Origin of the sequence: Methylophaga pinxianii, from assembly GCF_020447225.1 — a bacterium.
Classification (GTDB): Bacteria; Pseudomonadota; Gammaproteobacteria; order Nitrosococcales; family Methylophagaceae; genus Methylophaga; species Methylophaga pinxianii.
This window is the reverse complement of record NZ_JAJAEO010000188.1, coordinates 92,435-110,964: the sequence shown is the minus strand read 5'-3', so window position 1 is coordinate 110,964 and position 18,530 is coordinate 92,435. Positions and strand designations below refer to the sequence as shown.

The following is an 18,530-nucleotide window of genomic DNA, read 5'->3' as shown; positions in this document are numbered from 1 at the left end:
GGGCAATGCCCAAAAGGGTTTATTTGAATTTGTACCAATTTCTCAAAATGATCTGCTGAATAATATTGCCATGGCCTGTTAGGACTGAGAGAATGAAACCGATGCTGACGCCAGCAAAGTTCCCCTCTTCACCCTATGGTGGCTAAATTAAATCTAACTCTCTGGTGATTACTCAGTGGAATCTGCCTGAAAGAGTTACTCAAACCAGGAATAGTGCTTGATAGACCCTCATCAATTATCCACACATTTATTTCGTGAACTGCATAGACATCCGCGAATGTCTTTCCTGCAGCATTGTGGTTTTATTGCTTTGTTTGCACTTTACCTTGCCCCACAGTTACCTTTATATACGTTTTTAATTTGGGTGATAATCGCTATCACGGGGGGATTATGGCAATGGCGGATTAGTAATAATTTTGGCAAGGATATTTCGACCAAACTTAAGTCTCATAATTTAGCGTCATTCAAGATTGCTTCTTTCGCTGCAGGACTGGGATTAGGCCTAACTGCTTTATTGTTACCTGAGCTTTCATTTTCCACCAGATTATTTGTAATTCTGATGTTAAGTGCCATTGCCGCCAGCGAGCTTCTGAAGCTGAGTGCTTATCCCATTGTCTATATCAGCTTCTTAATCGGTCTATTTTTACCGTTATTGTTTGTTCTGATAACTGTGAATGATTCTCCTGGCTGGGAATTAATTCCTCCCATTATGATTATCATTGGTGTGCTTTATTACTCTGCAGTGCAGCGCCGCCGCGATCTCATTGATGATTTGATAGCCCGTTTCGGACTCGAAAATGATGCTGGCGAGGATAAACTGACCAATATCGCTAACCGTCGCCGTTTTGATTTAACACTTGAACAAGTCTGGGGCCAGGCCCGTCGCTCAGGCGTACCTATTTCACTCATCATGATTGATATTGATTATTTCAAAAAATTTAATGACCGCTATGGTCATCAGGCAGGTGATAAATGCCTGATGACTGTGGCTAAAGTGCTAGCGAACTCGGCAAAACGTGCCACGGATTTGGTTGCCCGTTATGGTGGCGAAGAATTTGTGATTTTGCTTAATCAAACAACTCGAAATGATGCCTATCAGTTGGCTGAAGAAATTCGTCAGCAGGTGGAAAGTCTACGCATCGAGAATCTCGATGCAGATCTCGGGATTGTCACTCTGAGTATGGGTGGCGTTACGGTCTATGCCAACGATTCACAGGAATCAATCAATCCCTTAAAGCTGGCCGACATTGCGCTTTACCGCTCAAAAGAACAGGGACGCAATCAGGTTTCCTGGTATCAGGCGGATGTTTCCTCTAACACGACATCTCATCAACACTGAAGCTTTAATTGTTTCAGATTTTTAAATCCGGTCTATCCACATCAACGGTAAACAACTGTACATGCATCGAGCCTATTTCCACGCCTAATACCGTTAATAAGGGATCAATCGTGGCGGCTCCAACTTGACTGAGCACAGGCGTTAACACTTGTGCTAACAGTGCTTCAGCTATCAGCTGATCCAATAATGGCAGAGATATCACTCCCAATAGTGTCACATCGGTATCAATTCCTTGTGTGATATTTGAAATCGACAATCCCGGCGCTGTTGAAGCATGCTGGGTTTGTGGCAAAGCCTCGGCATCCGCCAAATTGACTTCATAAATTAAGTCTGTTGTGGTGGGATTTTGTAGTGGAATATTCAAACCAAGCCCGACATTGGCTATAGGCAACCGCCCCAGGAACAGCAATGTGGCTGAAACATCAATGTTGGCAGTTTCAGCACTTGGATCACTGGCCCGGGCTAGCTGGAGTGTTGCAGCTCCAGGCTGTACGCCTATGGTTACTATCGTCCGGTTATTATTGATTTGTCCGCATTGTAATGTTTTCAACCATGCACTGCCTTGTGCCATATCTACCTGTAATGCTAAATCAATTTGCGCTTTAGCCCCCACCAATCCCAATACATTCAAATCGACCGTGCTTTGTACCAATGTACTCAAATCAAACTGTGCGGTTTCCATAAAAGTTCGCCATTGCCCATCGGCATTTTTGCCGGGAGGGCCAATGACCAGCTTAGGGGGCTCAATAATATTAAGCTGAGTCACTACATTGAGTAGATTACCTGGCAGATTAACGCTCAAAGGCAAATTGATGGCTTGGGAGCCGTTTGCCACAAAAGCTGTGGTGGTCAGCAAGTCAAATAAGTTCACACTGGCTTCAGCTGCCGCTTCAGGAGAATCCGTCGTGACATCAACGATATTGGAAAATTGTGCCGATAAATTATTCACATTTGCCGACACCAAGCTTTGCATAGCGGCGGATAAGCCTATATCGACTGCATCGGAAGCGTTTGCGGCATCTGCATAAAGATTCAACCAATCATTCAGACTAAGATTGCTGTTCAACAACTCTTCTGTGCTGGCTATTGCCGTTGAGGCTTCAACTAATTCTGCCAGGGTAATATTTGTTGCAGCGATACCTTGGTAAGACAATACGTTTAAATTAACGGACGATCCCAGAATACTTCCCAGCAACGAATTTAAAATCGCTGCCTGCTGATTGGACAATCCAACCATGGAACTACCGGCTATAAAGCCAGCTATTGCTTGTCTTTCGGCAACAGCTTTAGCCGATAGGGTCACATTACGCCCTAATATACCGCCGGCAAAAAAACTGGCAGGAACCGTTTTAGCTGCAACCACCCGAACCGCTGTCGCTGAACTCGCAGTTGTTGTGGTAAATTGCCTTAATCCTGCTGCACCGACATCAATTCTGCCTAAGCTAACATCGAGCGTCTTTCCGGTATCAATTACATGATTATTGCGGGCTGCACTGGCATAAGCCAGCGTCTGAACCTGGGCCAGGTCTCCCTCTCCACAATGACCCGACAATGCTGAAGCATCCAATGCAGCCATATCAGCGACAGTCTGCATTCGCCGTTGCTCCATCAGTAAGCGACCCGTATCAACGGCCAAAGCAGCAAATAACGTCGCGAGCAATAACGTCATAATGCCCAGCAACCCCATGGCGCCACGCTGTTTGTTGGGCGTATTCATCGGTTAAAAATAATTATCCGCACATCACCGATTAAGGGGAATTGCTGAAGGGATTCGATTCAACTTCGCTATAGTATTCCGGTATGGGATGACTAAAACTATCCAGATAACGCTGATAAACTCGAGCCGCAGCTGGGCCGGATAACGTTTGTTTATGAGATGAAGCCTGCTGACCGTTTTTTTGCAAATCCAACCATTGTCGGGTTTTTTCATCCTGTTTTTCAGGCGTTTCAGCAGAATCGGCCATAACAGTAAAAGAGAGGGCAAGAAAGAAAAAACCGAGGGGTGATATATATTTATTTTGCATTGGAGCTTCCTTAATTTGATTAAGACTATCGGCTGCCTGTCTGGGCACGTATGGTCATTGCTTGCTCATTCAGATCTGTCACCGTTTGTGTATCCATATTGATTTTTTTCGCAAAGGCTTCTGCTTTTGCCTGCTCGCCAGTTGCCAACAGCAAAATCATCATATTTGTTTCTGCCAGAGGAGCATCTTGTTCCAGCTCCAGTGCAGTCAGAAACTCTCGCTGAGCCTTTTCAAATCGACCTTGCAGTAATAATGCATACCCTAGATCATTTCTGATTCTGGCATTCACCGGAAGTTTTTCTGCCGCCAAGGTTAAATGTTCCACTGCTTGATTTAACAGGTTCTTGCGCCCCGCTATCAGTCCCAAACCATGATGTGCTTCACCAGCCATACAGGTTGGCAGTAATGACTGGTAATACTCCGCAGCCTCCTGATCGCGATTTGATTGACGAAGAATCTCGGCACGTAAGTATGTTGCATAAAGGGAATCTGAACGCAGATTATCCAGGTGGGCTAATGCGGCATACAGCCGCCCCGACTGCATAAGCTGTTCTATCAAATCCAGGTTCATTGATGTATCTGCATCGCCCGTTTTTTCACAGGTTGTTTGTGAAGTTGATAATGATGATTGCTGTACATGGGACTTTGCCCCCAGCTGACTGCATGCGGTTAAACTCATTATTAAGCCAAGCAGAATCGGTGATACTGATTTCATAATGCCCCTGATAAACCTTTAGCTAACGCCATAAACCCAGGGCCAGCCAAAAAAATCAGCAGGGCTGGAAACAAAAAGACCATCATGACTACGGACATTTTTCCTGAAAGTACGTTGACGTATTCTCGCAACGCAGAAAGTTGACGTTCTTCAATAAGCTGGGCAAATTTCACTAGTGTTTCGCGGATATTTCCACCATGCCGACTGACCTGCTTCAAAATAGCCACCAGATCATCCAATTCATTGACTCCAAGAGGAGTGGCCATTTCTGCCAATGCTTCTGCAGGCTCCAATCCGGCATCTAGTTGACGCAATACTTTAGTTAATTCCTTAGCCAGTTCTGGGGTGAGTAATTTACCTTCCTGCTGCAAAACTCTTATGGCATGCTCGATAGATAAGCCTGCATCAAATAACATTCGTAGCAGATGAATAGCGGTGGGCATTTCCCGCGATAATTTGTTGCGTCGCTCTTTGGCTCTGCGACGCAGAATATGTTTTGGTAATAAATAACCTATCGTGCCGGCAATAAAAATCTTTGCCCAGGCCTCATTATTCAGCCCTTCAGTTTGGAAGTACAGGATGAGCATACTGACGATGGTCAGTGTAAAAGGCACCAACCACGTGGATAAATAAAAAAGCGATCTGCCACTTGCTGTATACCAGCCAGCTTGCTTAAGCAATTGAACTGTTTCGGTATGTTCTAATTTGGGTAGCCAATGGACCAATTTACTTTGCCCCATTCGCCGAACTACTCCATGCATCCAGTGTGGGTCGGAGTCATCACCAGAATTATTTTCAAGCAGTTCAAAAAAACGCCTTTGAGAAGCCTGATCAGCACTACTCGCCAAATGTTGGGCTATGACCAATAGCAACAGCGCGGCTATCGTCAGAAGCACTATTATCATGATAATCCAGCCAGACATCGCTACCCTATATGCTCTTAATCATACGCCATAAGGCGACAGCACCAATCATCTGGAAAATAACTGCCATACACAGCATAAATTTTCCTGAACTGTCTTGCCACATGGTCTGCATATAACCCGGATTCATCATCATGATATAACCGGCAATTAATAAAGGTAATAAACCCAAGACCCAGGCTGTAACACGCGTTTCACCAGTCATGGTTTTTAACTCACGTCTGGCCGCTTCACGTTCATGAATCATTTTGACAATATTTTTTATCAGTTCACGCACACTGCTGCCGTAGGTACGGTTGACTCGTATTGCCATTGAAACCAGATATAGCTCATGTAATCGATAAAGCTCCGCTGTTTCCTGAATGGCCATGCCCAAATCCTTACCCAATCTGTTTTCTCTTAAAACACGCTCAAATACTGTTTTCAGCGGCTCGGAAGATTCTAAAGTGGCCAGCTCCAGAGCTCCTTCCATACTTCGCCCCGTTCCCAGTGACCTCAGTACCTGATCCAGAAACAGTGGCAATTGAAACAGAATATCTTTAATACGTTTTGATGCACGCCGTTGTAACCATAGCGAAATAAACACAATAACCAGCAAAGGAATAAATATGGCCGTGAGTAATCCTTGGATCATGACAACCAAAGTGGTAAGTAACGCCGTTCCTAGAAAAAACACCAGCAGATGCCGCTCTTTGGGATCAACCCCGGCCCGCCATAAAAAAGTTTTCAACCTAGTAGATTGGTTTTTCGACTGACGGTCGAACCGGCCATCAATGCGAATACCCACAACCTGGCTGAAATTCTGATTGGTTTTTTCGGTTAGTTCTTTTGAATGGCTCTGGATAAAGACAAAAACGGCAAATAAAATCATCAGCCCGGTAAACACATATATCAAGAGCACCAGCGTCATTTTAATTCTGCTGCCGAGGATCTATGTGTGATGGATTTATTTAGTTGACTTCCAGTGAGAAATTTTTCATTCACTGGCCGCACACTGTTTTTTTCATGTTTATTTAACAAGTCGTTATAGCTGAATAATTCATTCAACATATACTGCCCATCACGATGGCCGGTGATCTCGGCAATCGAGGTAATTCGACGCGTTCCATCAGCAAATCGAGAGATATGCACCAGCAAGTCAACTGCACTGGCAATCATTTCTCTGATAACTTCGTGTGCCCCCTTGAAGTTGGCTAACGAAGCCAGCATTTCCAATCGGACAAGGGCATCCCGCGGATTATTGGCATGTACCGTACTCATTGAACCATCATGACCGGTATTCATCGCTTGCAGCACATCCAGAACCTCTTCTCCACGAACCTCTCCCAAAATGATTCGATCGGGGCGCATTCGTAACGCATTACGGACCAGGTCACGTGACTTGACCTCACCTTCACCCTCAATGGTAGGCGGTCGAGTTTCCAGCCGCACAACATGATGATGACCAAGTTGCAATTCAGCCGCATCCTCAATCGTCACAATACGCTGAGCGGGATCGATAAACCGGCTTAATGTATTGAGCAGCGTTGTCTTACCGGTACCGGTCCCTCCACTCACCATAATATTACAACGACTTTTGACTGCTTGAACCAGTAAATCCAGCATATCCTGATCCAATGTGCCGTAAACCAGCATATCTGTCTCGCGCAACATTTCTTGACGGAATTTGCGAATAGAAATGCAAGGACCATCCAGTGCTAATGGTGGAATAATCGCATTAATACGGCTGCCATTCGGTAAGCGTGCATCTACCATGGGACTGGATTCATCAAGGCGTCGCCCCATTGGGGCAATAATACGACGGATGACCCGTAACACATGTTCATCATCAATAAAGCGTAACGAAGACTTTTGGACCTTTCCTTGCTTTTCGATAAAAATATGATGGGCGCCATTAACCATAATATCGCTGATATTGTCATCTTCCAGCAAACTATGTAATGGGCCATATCCCACCAGCTCATTGACCATTTCCTCAGTCAAATCATCCAAATCCTGACTACTGACAGCCATTTGGCTTTTGTGGGCATATTTGGTCACGTGGCCATACACATAGTCATTTAATTGCTCTTCCGACCATTCCACTATCGGAATTTTATCTTCTTCTACCCGGGCAATAAGATAACGATGCAAGGCATATTTTATATCCTGATAAGTCTGCGTACTCTTAAGACTGAAATCGTATTGTGGATACTGAAAAGCCATATTTTTATCCTAATTTAGCCTTCATCCAGGCATTAAACCTGGGCCATAATCGAGAATGACTGCTCTCCTTTTTCCCTTGCTCAGCCGTGGTCAGCTTTCTTGCCATTTTTCTTACCGCCAACGTATAAGGGTCCCGCGGTGCACATTCAAATAGACTTTCACCTGAATTCATCATTTTTAATCGTGCCATGCCCGAAGATGGCAAAGTGGTCAGCAGACTGACATTTAAACCTCTTGCCAGATTTTCAGCATCAGGCGGCAAATTAGATAAATAACGGTCCACCACCAGCTTTACCGCGTTCATATCAATCTGACCCTGAGAAATTTTGCGTATCAACTGCATATTCTGTTTGCAGCTGGGCACGCTCTGCTCCAGTAAGGCCAATGTCGTGTTTGAATTACTGACTAATAAATGCAAAAAATCAGAATAGGGGACGCCTCCCAGATTGATAATGATATGGGTGAAATATTGTTGTAGAACGCCTAACAAGACATAGACATCGGCAGAGGTGACTTCTCCAATACCGGTATGATCCTCGGGCAAGGCCAATAACTTCAAACCGCTCTTATGCTTGGCAAATGCACTATCGATTAATGTGGAGTCCAAACGCCGCAGGCTGCGGATTGCATCCAAAAAGCTATAAGGCGCATTGATGCCCAGATAAGTTAATGTGTCCGAGGCGGGCGTTCCCATATCGAGCAATAAAACTTTTTCATTCTGACCTTCAGTCTGAATTGCCAACGCCAAATGTAATGCCAGCATGGGGGTATCCGAACCAGGTCGCGCACTGACCAAAGAGATAACTTTACCCAGGCGATCGGTATTATGTTGTGCAATCGGCGCTCGAAGCTGTAATCGATTCAACAACCGCATAACCTCGTTATGGCGGGTGCCTGTTGTTATAAACTCTCTTGCCCCGGCCCGCATCGCACTCAAAACCAGTTCATTATCCAGATTATCGGCAACAGCAATAACCAACAACATGGTTTTAAACGTCACTAAGTCTTCGATAAATGCGATATTCTGCCGAAGGCTCGCTTCAGAAATACCCACAAATACAACCTGCGCCCCCGTTAAATCCAGTAATTGCCGGACCCGATCAATTGAGGTAATGTCGGTCTTAATGACCTCGCCATCATCGTCCAATACCTCATGTAACCAGCTCAATTGAGCTTCATTATCCGGAATGACGATAAAAGAGCTTTTCTGTAGTTTAGCCATGTTATTTTGAAAAACCTGAAGAAACGGGTGGTCTGTTCACAAACTCTCCTTTTTCAAAAAACAGAAAATCGGCAAAATCAGGATCGTAATTACGATATTTTTCGCCGGGCAACTCAGGTAATGCAGCATTGCGTGCCAATGGTTTTACCAAATGCGGCGTGACAATCATTAATAATTCCCGGTCACTTCTATCCAGTTGATTAGATCGAAAAAAGGCACCGATAATAGGAATATCCCCAAGCCATGGCATTTTGTCGACATTGGCCAGAGTGTTCTGGCTGATAAGGCCGCTAATGACAAAACTTTCTCCATTGCCCAATGCGACCGTTGTATCTGTTCTTCTGACTCTTAACGCCGGAACGGTTACGCCACCGGTCTGGATGCCTGCATTAAAGTCCAATTCACTGACTTCCGGTGAAACTTTTAAGGCGATCCTTTGTTGATCCAAAACGGTCGGGGTTAACGATAAACGCACTCCGAATTCCTTATATTCAATAGTTACGCTGTTATCTAACCCAGAACCTCGGACAGGAACGGGAAATTCTCCACCAGCAAGGAAATTGGCGCTTTGGCCACTCATCGCTACTAGTGATGGCTCGGCCAGAGTGTAAGCAAAGCCATTTCCCTCCAGCACAGAAATTGCCGCAAGCAAGCCATTGGAGGCGCGACCATACACCAGATTAAATGTGTCGTTACTTAGGGCAAAACTGTCACCAAGTAATGAAAGGCCTCCCGCAGTGTTGCGGGATAGGGTAGAGGGACTGCCTGGAGCCGAAATAGAGCGTGGTGTACGGTTACCTTTACCAAAAAAGAAACCTGCAGACTGCAATCGATTTTTACTTAATTCGACGATTTTGATATCGATCTGCACCTGTGATCCCTGATCAAAAACTGTGCTATCTATGCCGCTTTTATCATCAAAACTGAGAACTGATCGTGCCGTCGCATGGTTCTCCAGAGTACTTATTTCACCATGCAATAGCAGTTGATCGCTCATCTCATCCAGCTGCATGCTGGGGTCGTCCAACTTGTTGAAACTACGTTGTTTCAATTGTTTTGAAGCGGTCACCGTCAATTGGACTATCTGTTTTTCTGAGTTGTTTTTTGACCAGATCGTTAAACTGGTGACACCGGGTTGTAGAGGTGTTATCAAAATTTCAGTTTCAGTAATAACCGATACATCCGCGATGCCTGGCTCTCCAACTGCAATGCGGCCGATTGGATAAAGAGACTGGTAACTCTGCTGAAGCCCGACCTCCAGAGTAAGTTGACTTTCTGCAGATGAAGTACCCATAAACATGAGTAATAAGATGCCGAATGACATTGAGTATTTCTGCTTGAATGAGATATACAAGGGCATCAAACCACGTTGACTATCACTCATATTATTTCTCCTGGTCGATATTTATAATTGTTTGCTGTGACCCCCGATGTACGGTCACCTGAGCAGGCATCCTTTTAGGTGAGGAATTTATCGACAAAGGTGCAACGTTAGAGATGGGAGCAACCGATTCAACCGGCTTACCTTTTAAGGCTTCCAGAGAGATAAAATAATTTTGGTTTTCTGCCGATGCTTGATTAGGGAGATTTTCGGTATTGCTCACTTCCCCTCCCGCTCCCGCCAATGCTAAACGGATTCTGCCTGTGGATTCAGCGAGTAATAATGTTGAGGCCAGGGATTGATTTACGGCTAAAACAGCGGTTTTGCTTTGTTTCCCGGAAGGGTCACCTTGGTTTTCTGCGGACTCGTTTTCTGGTAGGAGTTCGCTTATTGGATTTGTTTTAGCGGCCGAAAGATAAGCACGGGATTTTTGCCGAATCTGTTGCTGATCTAATTCGGCTAATTGGTTTCCATAGGCTATCACTCGTAATGCCGGCAGTAATAATTGCGCGGAGCTTTCCTTGCCTGTTTCCTGCCCAGCCGGCAAAAACAGCAACACATCCACCTTATCACCAGGTTCAATAAATCCCCCGACACCGGTGACTTCATCTACTTTCACCGCAATGGCTCTTTCACCAGGATGGAGATTGTCCGTAACCGCACTGAATGAATGGAAGTGGGCTGGTAAAATCATATCATCGGTGGAGATTGCCATTCGGCTGGTTAAGCCAATAAGCGGCTCTAGCTCAGTAAAGCTTTCACCAATCGGCTTATCCACCATTATCAGCTTAATATCCTCAGCCGTGATTTTTTTCTCAGCTGGAATATCTTTTGCCGCAATAACCAATGGATAAGTTTCCGGCTCTACTTCGCTTGGCTCGATCAACGCGTTTTCAATCGGCCGAGCATCATGACTCGCTTGATAACCGATATAGCCCAAAACAGCCGCACCGACTGCCAATAAAACTGCCATTATGCGTAAGGCGGAACTACTCATTTCTGACTCCAGTGATTTAGTCCGTATTTATTTCCATAACGGATTTTTTATTATTTTCTTTTTATTTCAGTTATTACAAACTGACTGAAGCACTTCCCTGCAGATTAGTAGGCAATCTAGGCACGTCTCCCATGCCTGGAAGCTTTAGCGTCGGAATTAAAGGTGCTTCCCGATAACCTGAATAAATAACCGTCACAGCTAGCACACCCGTTGTTTCGTTAAATTCAATAACAATATTATTATTTTGCGTGCCTAGAACGGCTGTTTTGGCTGTTGGTGGTAACCAGTCCAATGTCTCCGCAATAACCTCTCTTACCCTTGGCTTTACTCCTTGTTCAATAAATTGCGAAGTGTTTTCAAATTCGTCCGGCTCAATAGCCAATGCGGATCGTGCTCCGGAAGCTGCAGCATGATTAAACGCCTGCACCATCAATAATGGTAAAGCGTAGCTGACAATGGCATAAAACAATGAAAAAAACAGGACAAACATCAAGGCTGCTTCAATAGCCGCAGCCCCGCGTTGCTTATGCAGAGTTTTAGTTATTTGTCCGGGGGAGAATATCGATCCAGCAGTAATGGAAAGTGCCCTGCAAGCAGGAATGTCAGACCATTTGGTATGACTTGTCATCATGCAGCCTCCCATAAATGAGGCAGCATTAGCGTAATAATTGCACTTAATGCCAAGATGGCACCAAATGGCAATATCTTACCCCGAAGCAGCGGTATATCAGGCAATCGTAGATTTAATGAAGAGAGCTGCAGATTTACAAACGGCCAGTATCGTTGCAACGATAACCAGATAAGTATTACCAGCCCTGTCGTTAAAGCAGCAATGATATAGGTGACAAATAGAAATTTTAGACCGGTGAGCAGACCAATGGCCGCAAGAAATTTCGCATCACCAGCCCCCAGCCAATTAAAGGCATAGGCAGGAAGAGTCAAAACCAATGCCGCGGCCCAGGCCAGGAGACAGGAAGTTATTGAAGCTCCCAGAAAACCCTCACCAGCAATCACCAGTACTGCCAAAGCAGGAACGTGCATACCCAGGGTCAGCAAATTAGGAAGCCGACGCTGAGTCAGATCATAAAACCCACACGCCAGACACCAAAGCGACACTGCTCCGGCAGTAAGATAAAACGGGAGGAAGAAGATTTTCACATCCAGATAAAAGTGAGATACTTTTACTCGGTCTCTTCCAATGCCCCCTGGATGTCCGTAAACACCCCGACAATGGCCTCTCGAACAGGTGCAACAAAGGTAACTAATGCCACAGCCACCATTGCCGCCACCAAAGCATATTCAATCCCACTGGCACCTTCCTCGTCTTTCATAAAACGGTAAAGTGCTTTTTTTAACTTATCCATATTCATTTCCAATCTCCCTTGATGAAAATTTACACAATGTCTTGCGTTTTTCTCAGTGGGGCAATTGTGGCGGGAAAAACTCCTTTTTTGCAATAGGAAAGCAGCATTGTTGTAATTAAGGCACACTTTAAAATGTCATTTCATGAATATAGCGGCCATATTCCGTTGATTGAAATTTTTTGTAAAGCGAGAAATTTACACCCAATTTGCTTTTTACTTCAGTAACCTTGCCTGATGGTAGCCTATGTTTTTAAAAGCGAATGCGGGCAATAAGCGGTAAATGATCTGAAGCCTGCTTAGCGAGCTCAGATTTGTGTACCGACAGTTTCATTTGGCACCTTTGCGGTCCAATCCAGATTCGATCCAAGGCAAAAATAGGCCAGCGTGCGGGAAAAGTAGCCAAATGTCGCGGTGAACCGAAGTGTCTGTGTAACCATCGCAATGGTCGTCCCCATAACAACCATTCATTTACATCACCCAGTAAACAACTGATTTCCGCTTCCTGTTGTGATTTAAGATCGATTAGCTGCTTAACTTGCCATCGCCTCTCTGCCGATTTCAGCCCCAGATGCGTTGCAATAACCTGTAATTCGTAACCATCCACATCAAATATAGCCTCGATAGCGCCTCGTGGTTCATACCCTGCCACGCTAAGATCAATATGCTTAAAAGACTGTAATGGCAAGCGTGTCAGTAGAGCGTTGCCATAGTGGCGGGTCTCCCGGAATAGCGTTGGCCCGGCAATCGCTTCATGTCCCGTCTGATAGGCAAGATATTCCAACAAATCCAGCTCATCCACAGAGTGATGCTCAACCTCTTGAAGTGCAATAATATCGGCATCAAGCTCACCTAAAACTGCAGCGATACGTGCAGGATCAAACCGCCCGTCACCCCCAATGCAGGCATGTATATTATAAGTGGCGAGCGTCAATATCCTTGATGAAGTTATCTCAGTCACGAGTCTGTTGAAATTCTATTCAGCCATTTTTTGACGCCATACATCAAAGCGCCAATCACAAAAACTACCAACACAAAAACCACAATTTCGATTGGCTTGGGTTGCTTTACTACCCTGAGTAAAGAATTAGCAAATATCGTTATTGCCAGGATGCCTGGCAGCATGCCAATTAAGGTGCCCCAGATAAAATCTTTTAACTTAATATGGGAAGCACCGGCTACCAGATTAATAACGGTAAATGGTGCGACAGGGATGATCCGCACTGTAATGATAGCCATCACACCGTGATTGGCTAACCTCTTGGACAGCCGGTTTAATTTTGACCCTGCCATTTTGGACACACTGCTTCGTCCCAGCCATTCACCCACGACATATCCCAGCACAGCACTTAACAAAGAGCCCAGAATGGCATAGAGACTGCCCGGCCAAGCACCAAAACTGATGGCGACAGTGACAACGAGCAGGGTCAGAGGAACAGCGATAAGCCCCGCCAGAGCAAATATGCCAATGACGATTACTGGAGTAAACGGGTAGTCATTGAGGGTGCTAATCAATTGCTGCAGATTTTCAGGGGTTAAGAATTCGTTGAGTGGCGTCCACTTCCATAAAGCGGTCAAGGCAATGACTGCCAGCAAAACCATTGCCGCTATCACAATCTGCTTTTTAGGAGATTTTGATTCGTCTATGGGTACCAATTTACGGCTCATTTCAACTGAATCAACCGGACGTTCAGGATCAATATAATCAGCCGTTGGAGTCAGCCCATCAATGCTGTCATCGATCTCACAATCCAGTGTACGCAGTGTTCGAGAGGCATCTTCTCGGGCATCTAATAATTTGATTAGCGAACCATGCTGGGTGAGCAACGCTTCCAGCTCATCGTTCTTCAGTCCGAGATGCTCACAGAGCAGACGTTGGCGAAATGCCTTTATCGCTTGAAGCTGTTCTTCGTTTTCCGCTTCGATAGCCAAATCACATTCACTGTCCAATCCCATCGATCGATTGCTCAGATTTGCTGAACCTACACGCAGAAAAACATCATCTACAATCAACAGTTTGCTGTGCAAACTGATGTAGGCATTTCCCAGTGCTTCATGGTGTGGATAACAAACCCTTAGCTGGCCATGCTTGTCGGCCTCAAACAATTTCCGGCTCACCCTTGAGCGCAATACATCCATAGTATGCTGCTCAAGCCATCCCCCGGTCATTTTAGGGCACACAATCACCACTTCCAGTCCCTGATCATCTGCTAAGCGCTGGGCTAAAACCTCTGCTACTTTCCATGAGGTAAAGTACTGATTTTCTATGTAAATTAACTTTTCAGCTGATGCAATCGCATCCAGATACAAGGTTTCGACTTCAGTAATTTCGGCTTGATCCTTAAATTCAGGCAAGGTACGAGCGATCGCGATGTTCACATTCTCAAAATCAGGCTTAATATCACTTGGCCAGATGTCTTGCTCGTGGTGCTTAACCTTTGGCAATTGCTCTCCCGTCGCTTTATACCAACGATCTCGAGCCAGCTCGGCAAGGCTTTGAGCCGCGTCCCCATCCACCATCATTTGCATATCATGAAAAGGCGGATATGCCTCATTATCTGGATCAATGCGACGCTTATCATCGGGCGCATGATCACTTGTATCCCATCGGTATTTACCGGGATCAATGCCTCCGCAAAAGGCCAGTTTGTCGTCAATTACAACGATTTTCTGATGCTGTGAACCGCCAAATGGACACTCACCATCCAACTGATAATGAAGACGGGCTTGTTTTTTCCAGCCGGGCCTGAATAATGGCAACCACTCCCGCTCGAGGGTGTAGAGCATCGCCCAATCCCAGTTCAGAATATAAATACTTAATTCGGGCCGTTGATCAAGCAGGGCATTTATCAAATTACCTAACTCGGCAGGGAGATCAGATTTTTGCTCTCCACGAAGTAACCCCAAGCGGCTATCAATATCCCATGCCAGTATATAAACAGCATAGCGGGCCTGACTGATAGCGGTATGAAGTGTTCCGAAGTATTTTTCACCATCAACCAGTAATGCTGCTCTATCAGCATTGACATAACGCCAACAATTTTCTTCCGGGCGAATAATTTTTTTGTCATGCATAAAAGAACAAGCTCCCTGCGAGGATCGACTATCCATCAAGACTAGCACAGCCATCCTAAATAAATATTTACTCAGGTTAACCCAAAAATTTCACTGAACTGTAAGCTTTTATCTACAAAAGTCATGCATCAGAAAAAATACCTCATTGCCAATGCTGCCAAGATAAACACCGGAAGAAAACGGCCGACCAGATAAATACGCCATTCCCACCAATGTGATTCCGTTCCTAATACCGAATGAATTCTGGGCGGTGGGATAAACCAGCAAAACAAGGCCGCCCCCATCACCCCAGACAACAGAATGACATTGCCACCTGCAATGCGATCCACCATATCCAGCACCGGCTCACCGGCTATTTGTAAATTGACTGACGTAAAACTTAAAGCTGATGCCGATCCGAAGAGAATCATCATGCCTGCAACCACCATAACAGCTTTAAAATTGCTCAAAGAAAATTCTTCGGCAACGGCTGAAACGATTACTTTTAAGCCTGCCAGAGTCGATGTAAAGGCAACGGCAAAAAATAATGTAAAAAATACGATGCCGATAATAGTTCCGCCGGAGAGCTCGGCAAAAACCTTTGGCATGGTGGCAAAAGCCAGTTGAGTACCCTCATCAGGAGATAAGCCCTGACTGAAAACAAACGGGAAAATCATCCAGGCAGCGAGTAAGGCAACCAGGGTTTGAAATATCGCGACGATAATACAGGCCCTGGGAATATTGGTTTTCCGGGGAATATAGCTGCCATAGGTGATCAAATATCCTTGGCCAATAGCCAACGTGTAAAAAGCCTGGCCAAAAGCAAACACCCACAGTTCGCCGTTGCTCAGATTGGCCCATTCAAACTCAAAGAAGAAATCAACAGTTTGCTGCCACCCAGAGGTTTTGCTGGCAGTCACCACCAGAAAAATCATCACTATCACTAATACTGGCATTAGAAATTTTGACAGACCTTCAATCGCTTTCAGGCCTTTAATTAAAACAATAGAAGCCAAAGCGATAATGATCAGAAAATACCAGTAGCTGTTAAAGCCTTGGGTAAACTCTTCAAATACCCGTAGCTCACCTCGACTTGCATCAATGCTATAGCCCAGGGTCCAGCCTGTAATCACCAAATAATAGCTGGTAATCGCAATGGTAATACTGACGACAAACCAACCGTAATACCCCCCCAGGCGATTAATTTGTCTGAAGGTAGCAACCGTATTACCGTGGGTGAGTCGCCCGGCTGCAACCTCCAACATCATAATGGGCAGGACAACAATAAATAACGCGAGTAGATAGGCAATGACAAACACGCCCCCACCATTTTCACCGACGATGTAAGGGAATCGCCATAAATTACCAAGCCCCACCGCGGCGGCAGCCATGGATGCGATAAAAGCTGGTTCAGAGCTCCATTGCTTTCTCGACTGATGAATAAAACTTTGATCTGACATAAAAAATCCCTTCCGCTTCAAACATACCGAAGTTGATCGGATTAAATCTGTTCAATAAATAAATTATTGTGGAACGACGCGATAGTAGCCATTTTTGCCACGCATCAATAAAGCAGGCGTTCTGGCAGGTAACATTTCCTCTGCACTTTCTACCGTCTGAACCACGGCAATCTTGTCACCAGAGGTTTTGTCCAGGATATATTCCACGCCCAGCTCTGACTTTATCTTCTCATCAATAAACTGACCGGCTAATGCGCCACCGACCAGAGCAATAATGGTAATTGCCACGCCAGCAGGATTATCTGCCTGGGTAATGCCATAAGCCGATGCCCCAGCGACGGTAGCCCCCACCGCTGTCCCCCAGCCTGGCCGTTTATCTCCTAACCCTTCAATTTTGACTATTCGCGAAGAGATGATCCAGACATCCTCTACACTCATAATCTCTCCCACTTCATCGGCATAATAATGACTTTGTGAACGTGAAGCACAGGATGTAATCACTGGAATAACAATGATGAACAACAGACAAAACCATCGAGCGAAATGAGACATAACAGACTCCAGATTAATCAGGAAATAAATAATAGTTAGTGTCGTGCGTGGTTGTGGATAGATGAGTCGGATTAGCCAAGTTGCGGCGATGAGTAGCCGAATCCTCATTCACGGGTCTTAAGCTTTAGCCTACAACATTCACTGAGCCTTGTTGAATAACCTGTTGCAAAATTGCTGTTATTGCAGAAGCAGTGATGAAAGGCGATTTGTTATTAAGCAGCCAATTCTAAATATTAAAATCAAATATTGAATGCTGTGTTGCAGTTCACATCTTCAAACCCGCTCTTAAGGGTAACATTCACTTCATTTCCCCCAAACCTTGAATTATCAGAGAGTTACGGTAACAATAGAATCAGGCGAAGAAGCTGGTTCATTTCCGACAACTCATTGATAGTTTTTTAATGACTGGAAAACGGACTATTGATAAACCGAAAACTGAATCCGGATCCTTCAATTAGAATGTTAAAACGTAAAGCGATTCCAGCATATATTGCTATCTTTGCTGACTTAATGACTTTACTGTTGTGTTTCTTTGTTTTGCTCCTGTCAATGTCAGAGCTGGATGTGATCCGTTTAAAAATGGTTTCGCAATCGTTGCATAATGCATTTGGCGTAACCCCGCCTGAAGTGCCAGAGACCATCCCGATGGGCACTTCCATTATTAAGCAAACCTTCTCACCCAATCCCTCGGATGTCACTGTTATCGAACAAGTGAGACAAACGGGTGACCCCAGTAAACCGATACTGAATACCAGCGATCTCAATTTATATTTACAAGCAAAACAACAACGCCAACTTCAGCAACTTAATGAAGCACTTCGTGAACAAATTGATGAAGGAATCTTGCAAGTAGAAACACGCCAGGATCGTGTGGTTATCATCATTGATGAAAAAGCTTCTTTTCCCTCAGGTCAGGCCACAATCAAACCCGACTTTATTCCTGTCTTGGAAGATATCGCAGCTGCGCTGGCTGATATCGAAGATCCCCTTATCATTTCCGGACATACGGATGATCGTCCACTCAATACATCAGAATATCGTTCCAACTGGGAATTATCTGGATCGAGAGCCACTTCCGTATTACATGAATTGTTGCGCTATCCTCAATATGAAGCAGCAAGATTTCGTGTGGAAGGCTATGCGGATACCCGTCCAATAACAGGAAATGACACTGATTCTGGTCGAGCACGCAACCGAAGGGTGGAAATAGCTGTCCTCACTCAATAAGGGGCTGTGATGCCATGATTATTTATGGTACAACCAAACGATGACGCGATGATTGCTCCGCCCATTCAGA

General features: G+C 45.0%; 18 protein-coding genes. 2 read left to right on the top strand and 16 right to left on the bottom strand.

Going from position 1 to position 18,530, the window contains the following annotated elements; genetic code table 11:
* Positions 1–217 precede the first annotated feature (217 nt).
* Positions 218–1,339 (top strand): GGDEF domain-containing protein, encoded by a 1,122-nt coding sequence (locus LGT40_RS15150; RefSeq protein WP_226076306.1) that lies wholly within the window; start codon positions 218–220, stop codon positions 1,337–1,339.
* Between the two features lie 13 nt (positions 1,340–1,352).
* Here the strand turns inward: LGT40_RS15150 and LGT40_RS15145 are convergent, their stop codons facing one another.
* From LGT40_RS15145 to LGT40_RS15065, 16 genes are all read right to left on the bottom strand, one after another.
* Entirely contained in the window at positions 1,353–3,056 is a 1,704-nt protein-coding gene (locus LGT40_RS15145; RefSeq protein ID WP_226076304.1) for a TadG family pilus assembly protein, read from the bottom strand.
* A 31-nt stretch (positions 3,057–3,087) separates the two neighbouring features.
* Positions 3,088–3,363 carry a DUF3613 domain-containing protein gene (locus LGT40_RS15140; RefSeq protein WP_226076301.1) on the bottom strand — a complete coding sequence of 92 codons (276 nt, stop codon included), beginning with the start codon at positions 3,361–3,363 and terminating at the stop codon, positions 3,088–3,090.
* Between the two features lie 25 nt (positions 3,364–3,388).
* Positions 3,389–4,078 carry a tetratricopeptide repeat protein gene (locus LGT40_RS15135; protein WP_226076298.1) on the bottom strand — a complete coding sequence of 230 codons (690 nt, stop codon included), beginning with the start codon at positions 4,076–4,078 and terminating at the stop codon, positions 3,389–3,391.
* On the bottom strand, positions 4,075–4,983 hold the full coding sequence (locus LGT40_RS15130; protein ID WP_226076295.1) for a type II secretion system F family protein: 909 nt from the start codon (positions 4,981–4,983) through the stop codon (positions 4,075–4,077). The genes LGT40_RS15135 and LGT40_RS15130 overlap by 4 nt, the downstream gene beginning before the upstream one ends.
* Before the next feature lie 25 nt (positions 4,984–5,008).
* Positions 5,009–5,911, bottom strand: coding sequence for a type II secretion system F family protein (locus LGT40_RS15125; RefSeq protein WP_226076293.1), 903 nt, complete (start codon positions 5,909–5,911; stop codon positions 5,009–5,011).
* Positions 5,908–7,206, bottom strand: coding sequence for a TadA family conjugal transfer-associated ATPase (locus tag LGT40_RS15120; RefSeq protein WP_285229312.1), 1,299 nt, complete (start codon positions 7,204–7,206; stop codon positions 5,908–5,910). The genes LGT40_RS15125 and LGT40_RS15120 overlap by 4 nt, the downstream gene beginning before the upstream one ends.
* Before the next feature lie 4 nt (positions 7,207–7,210).
* Entirely contained in the window at positions 7,211–8,428 is a 1,218-nt protein-coding gene (locus LGT40_RS15115; RefSeq protein WP_226076291.1) for a CpaE/TadZ family protein, read from the bottom strand.
* Position 8,429: 1 nt separating this feature from the next.
* Positions 8,430–9,812 carry a type II and III secretion system protein family protein gene (locus LGT40_RS16405; RefSeq protein WP_285229313.1) on the bottom strand — a complete coding sequence of 461 codons (1,383 nt, stop codon included), beginning with the start codon at positions 9,810–9,812 and terminating at the stop codon, positions 8,430–8,432.
* A gap of 1 nt (position 9,813) precedes the next feature.
* Positions 9,814–10,806, bottom strand: coding sequence for a Flp pilus assembly protein CpaB (cpaB, locus tag LGT40_RS15100; RefSeq protein ID WP_226076289.1), 993 nt, complete (start codon positions 10,804–10,806; stop codon positions 9,814–9,816).
* Positions 10,807–10,879: 73 nt separating this feature from the next.
* Positions 10,880–11,437, bottom strand: coding sequence for a TadE/TadG family type IV pilus assembly protein (locus LGT40_RS15095; RefSeq protein WP_226076287.1), 558 nt, complete (start codon positions 11,435–11,437; stop codon positions 10,880–10,882).
* A complete protein-coding gene (locus LGT40_RS15090; RefSeq protein ID WP_226076285.1) occupies positions 11,434–11,922 on the bottom strand; it encodes a prepilin peptidase in 489 nt (162 codons plus the stop codon). The genes LGT40_RS15095 and LGT40_RS15090 overlap by 4 nt, the downstream gene beginning before the upstream one ends.
* Before the next feature lie 65 nt (positions 11,923–11,987).
* Positions 11,988–12,170 carry a Flp family type IVb pilin gene (locus tag LGT40_RS15085; protein ID WP_226076283.1) on the bottom strand — a complete coding sequence of 61 codons (183 nt, stop codon included), beginning with the start codon at positions 12,168–12,170 and terminating at the stop codon, positions 11,988–11,990.
* A 250-nt stretch (positions 12,171–12,420) separates the two neighbouring features.
* Positions 12,421–13,101 carry an endonuclease/exonuclease/phosphatase family protein gene (locus tag LGT40_RS15080; RefSeq protein ID WP_226076281.1) on the bottom strand — a complete coding sequence of 227 codons (681 nt, stop codon included), beginning with the start codon at positions 13,099–13,101 and terminating at the stop codon, positions 12,421–12,423.
* Between the two features lie 23 nt (positions 13,102–13,124).
* The gene (locus LGT40_RS15075; RefSeq protein ID WP_226076262.1) at positions 13,125–15,242 is read right to left on the bottom strand and encodes a VTT domain-containing protein; all 2,118 of its coding nucleotides are present in this window, start codon (positions 15,240–15,242) and stop codon (positions 13,125–13,127) included.
* 128 nt (positions 15,243–15,370) lie between these two features.
* A complete protein-coding gene (locus tag LGT40_RS15070; RefSeq protein ID WP_226076260.1) occupies positions 15,371–16,681 on the bottom strand; it encodes a sodium-dependent transporter in 1,311 nt (436 codons plus the stop codon).
* A 63-nt stretch (positions 16,682–16,744) separates the two neighbouring features.
* Positions 16,745–17,233, bottom strand: a complete 489-nt coding sequence (locus LGT40_RS15065; RefSeq protein WP_226076256.1) for a hypothetical protein — start codon at positions 17,231–17,233, stop codon at positions 16,745–16,747.
* Between the two features lie 459 nt (positions 17,234–17,692).
* Between LGT40_RS15065 and LGT40_RS15060 the strand changes: the two genes are divergently transcribed.
* On the top strand, positions 17,693–18,460 hold the full coding sequence (locus LGT40_RS15060; RefSeq protein ID WP_226076253.1) for an OmpA family protein: 768 nt from the start codon (positions 17,693–17,695) through the stop codon (positions 18,458–18,460).
* Positions 18,461–18,530 lie beyond the last annotated feature (70 nt).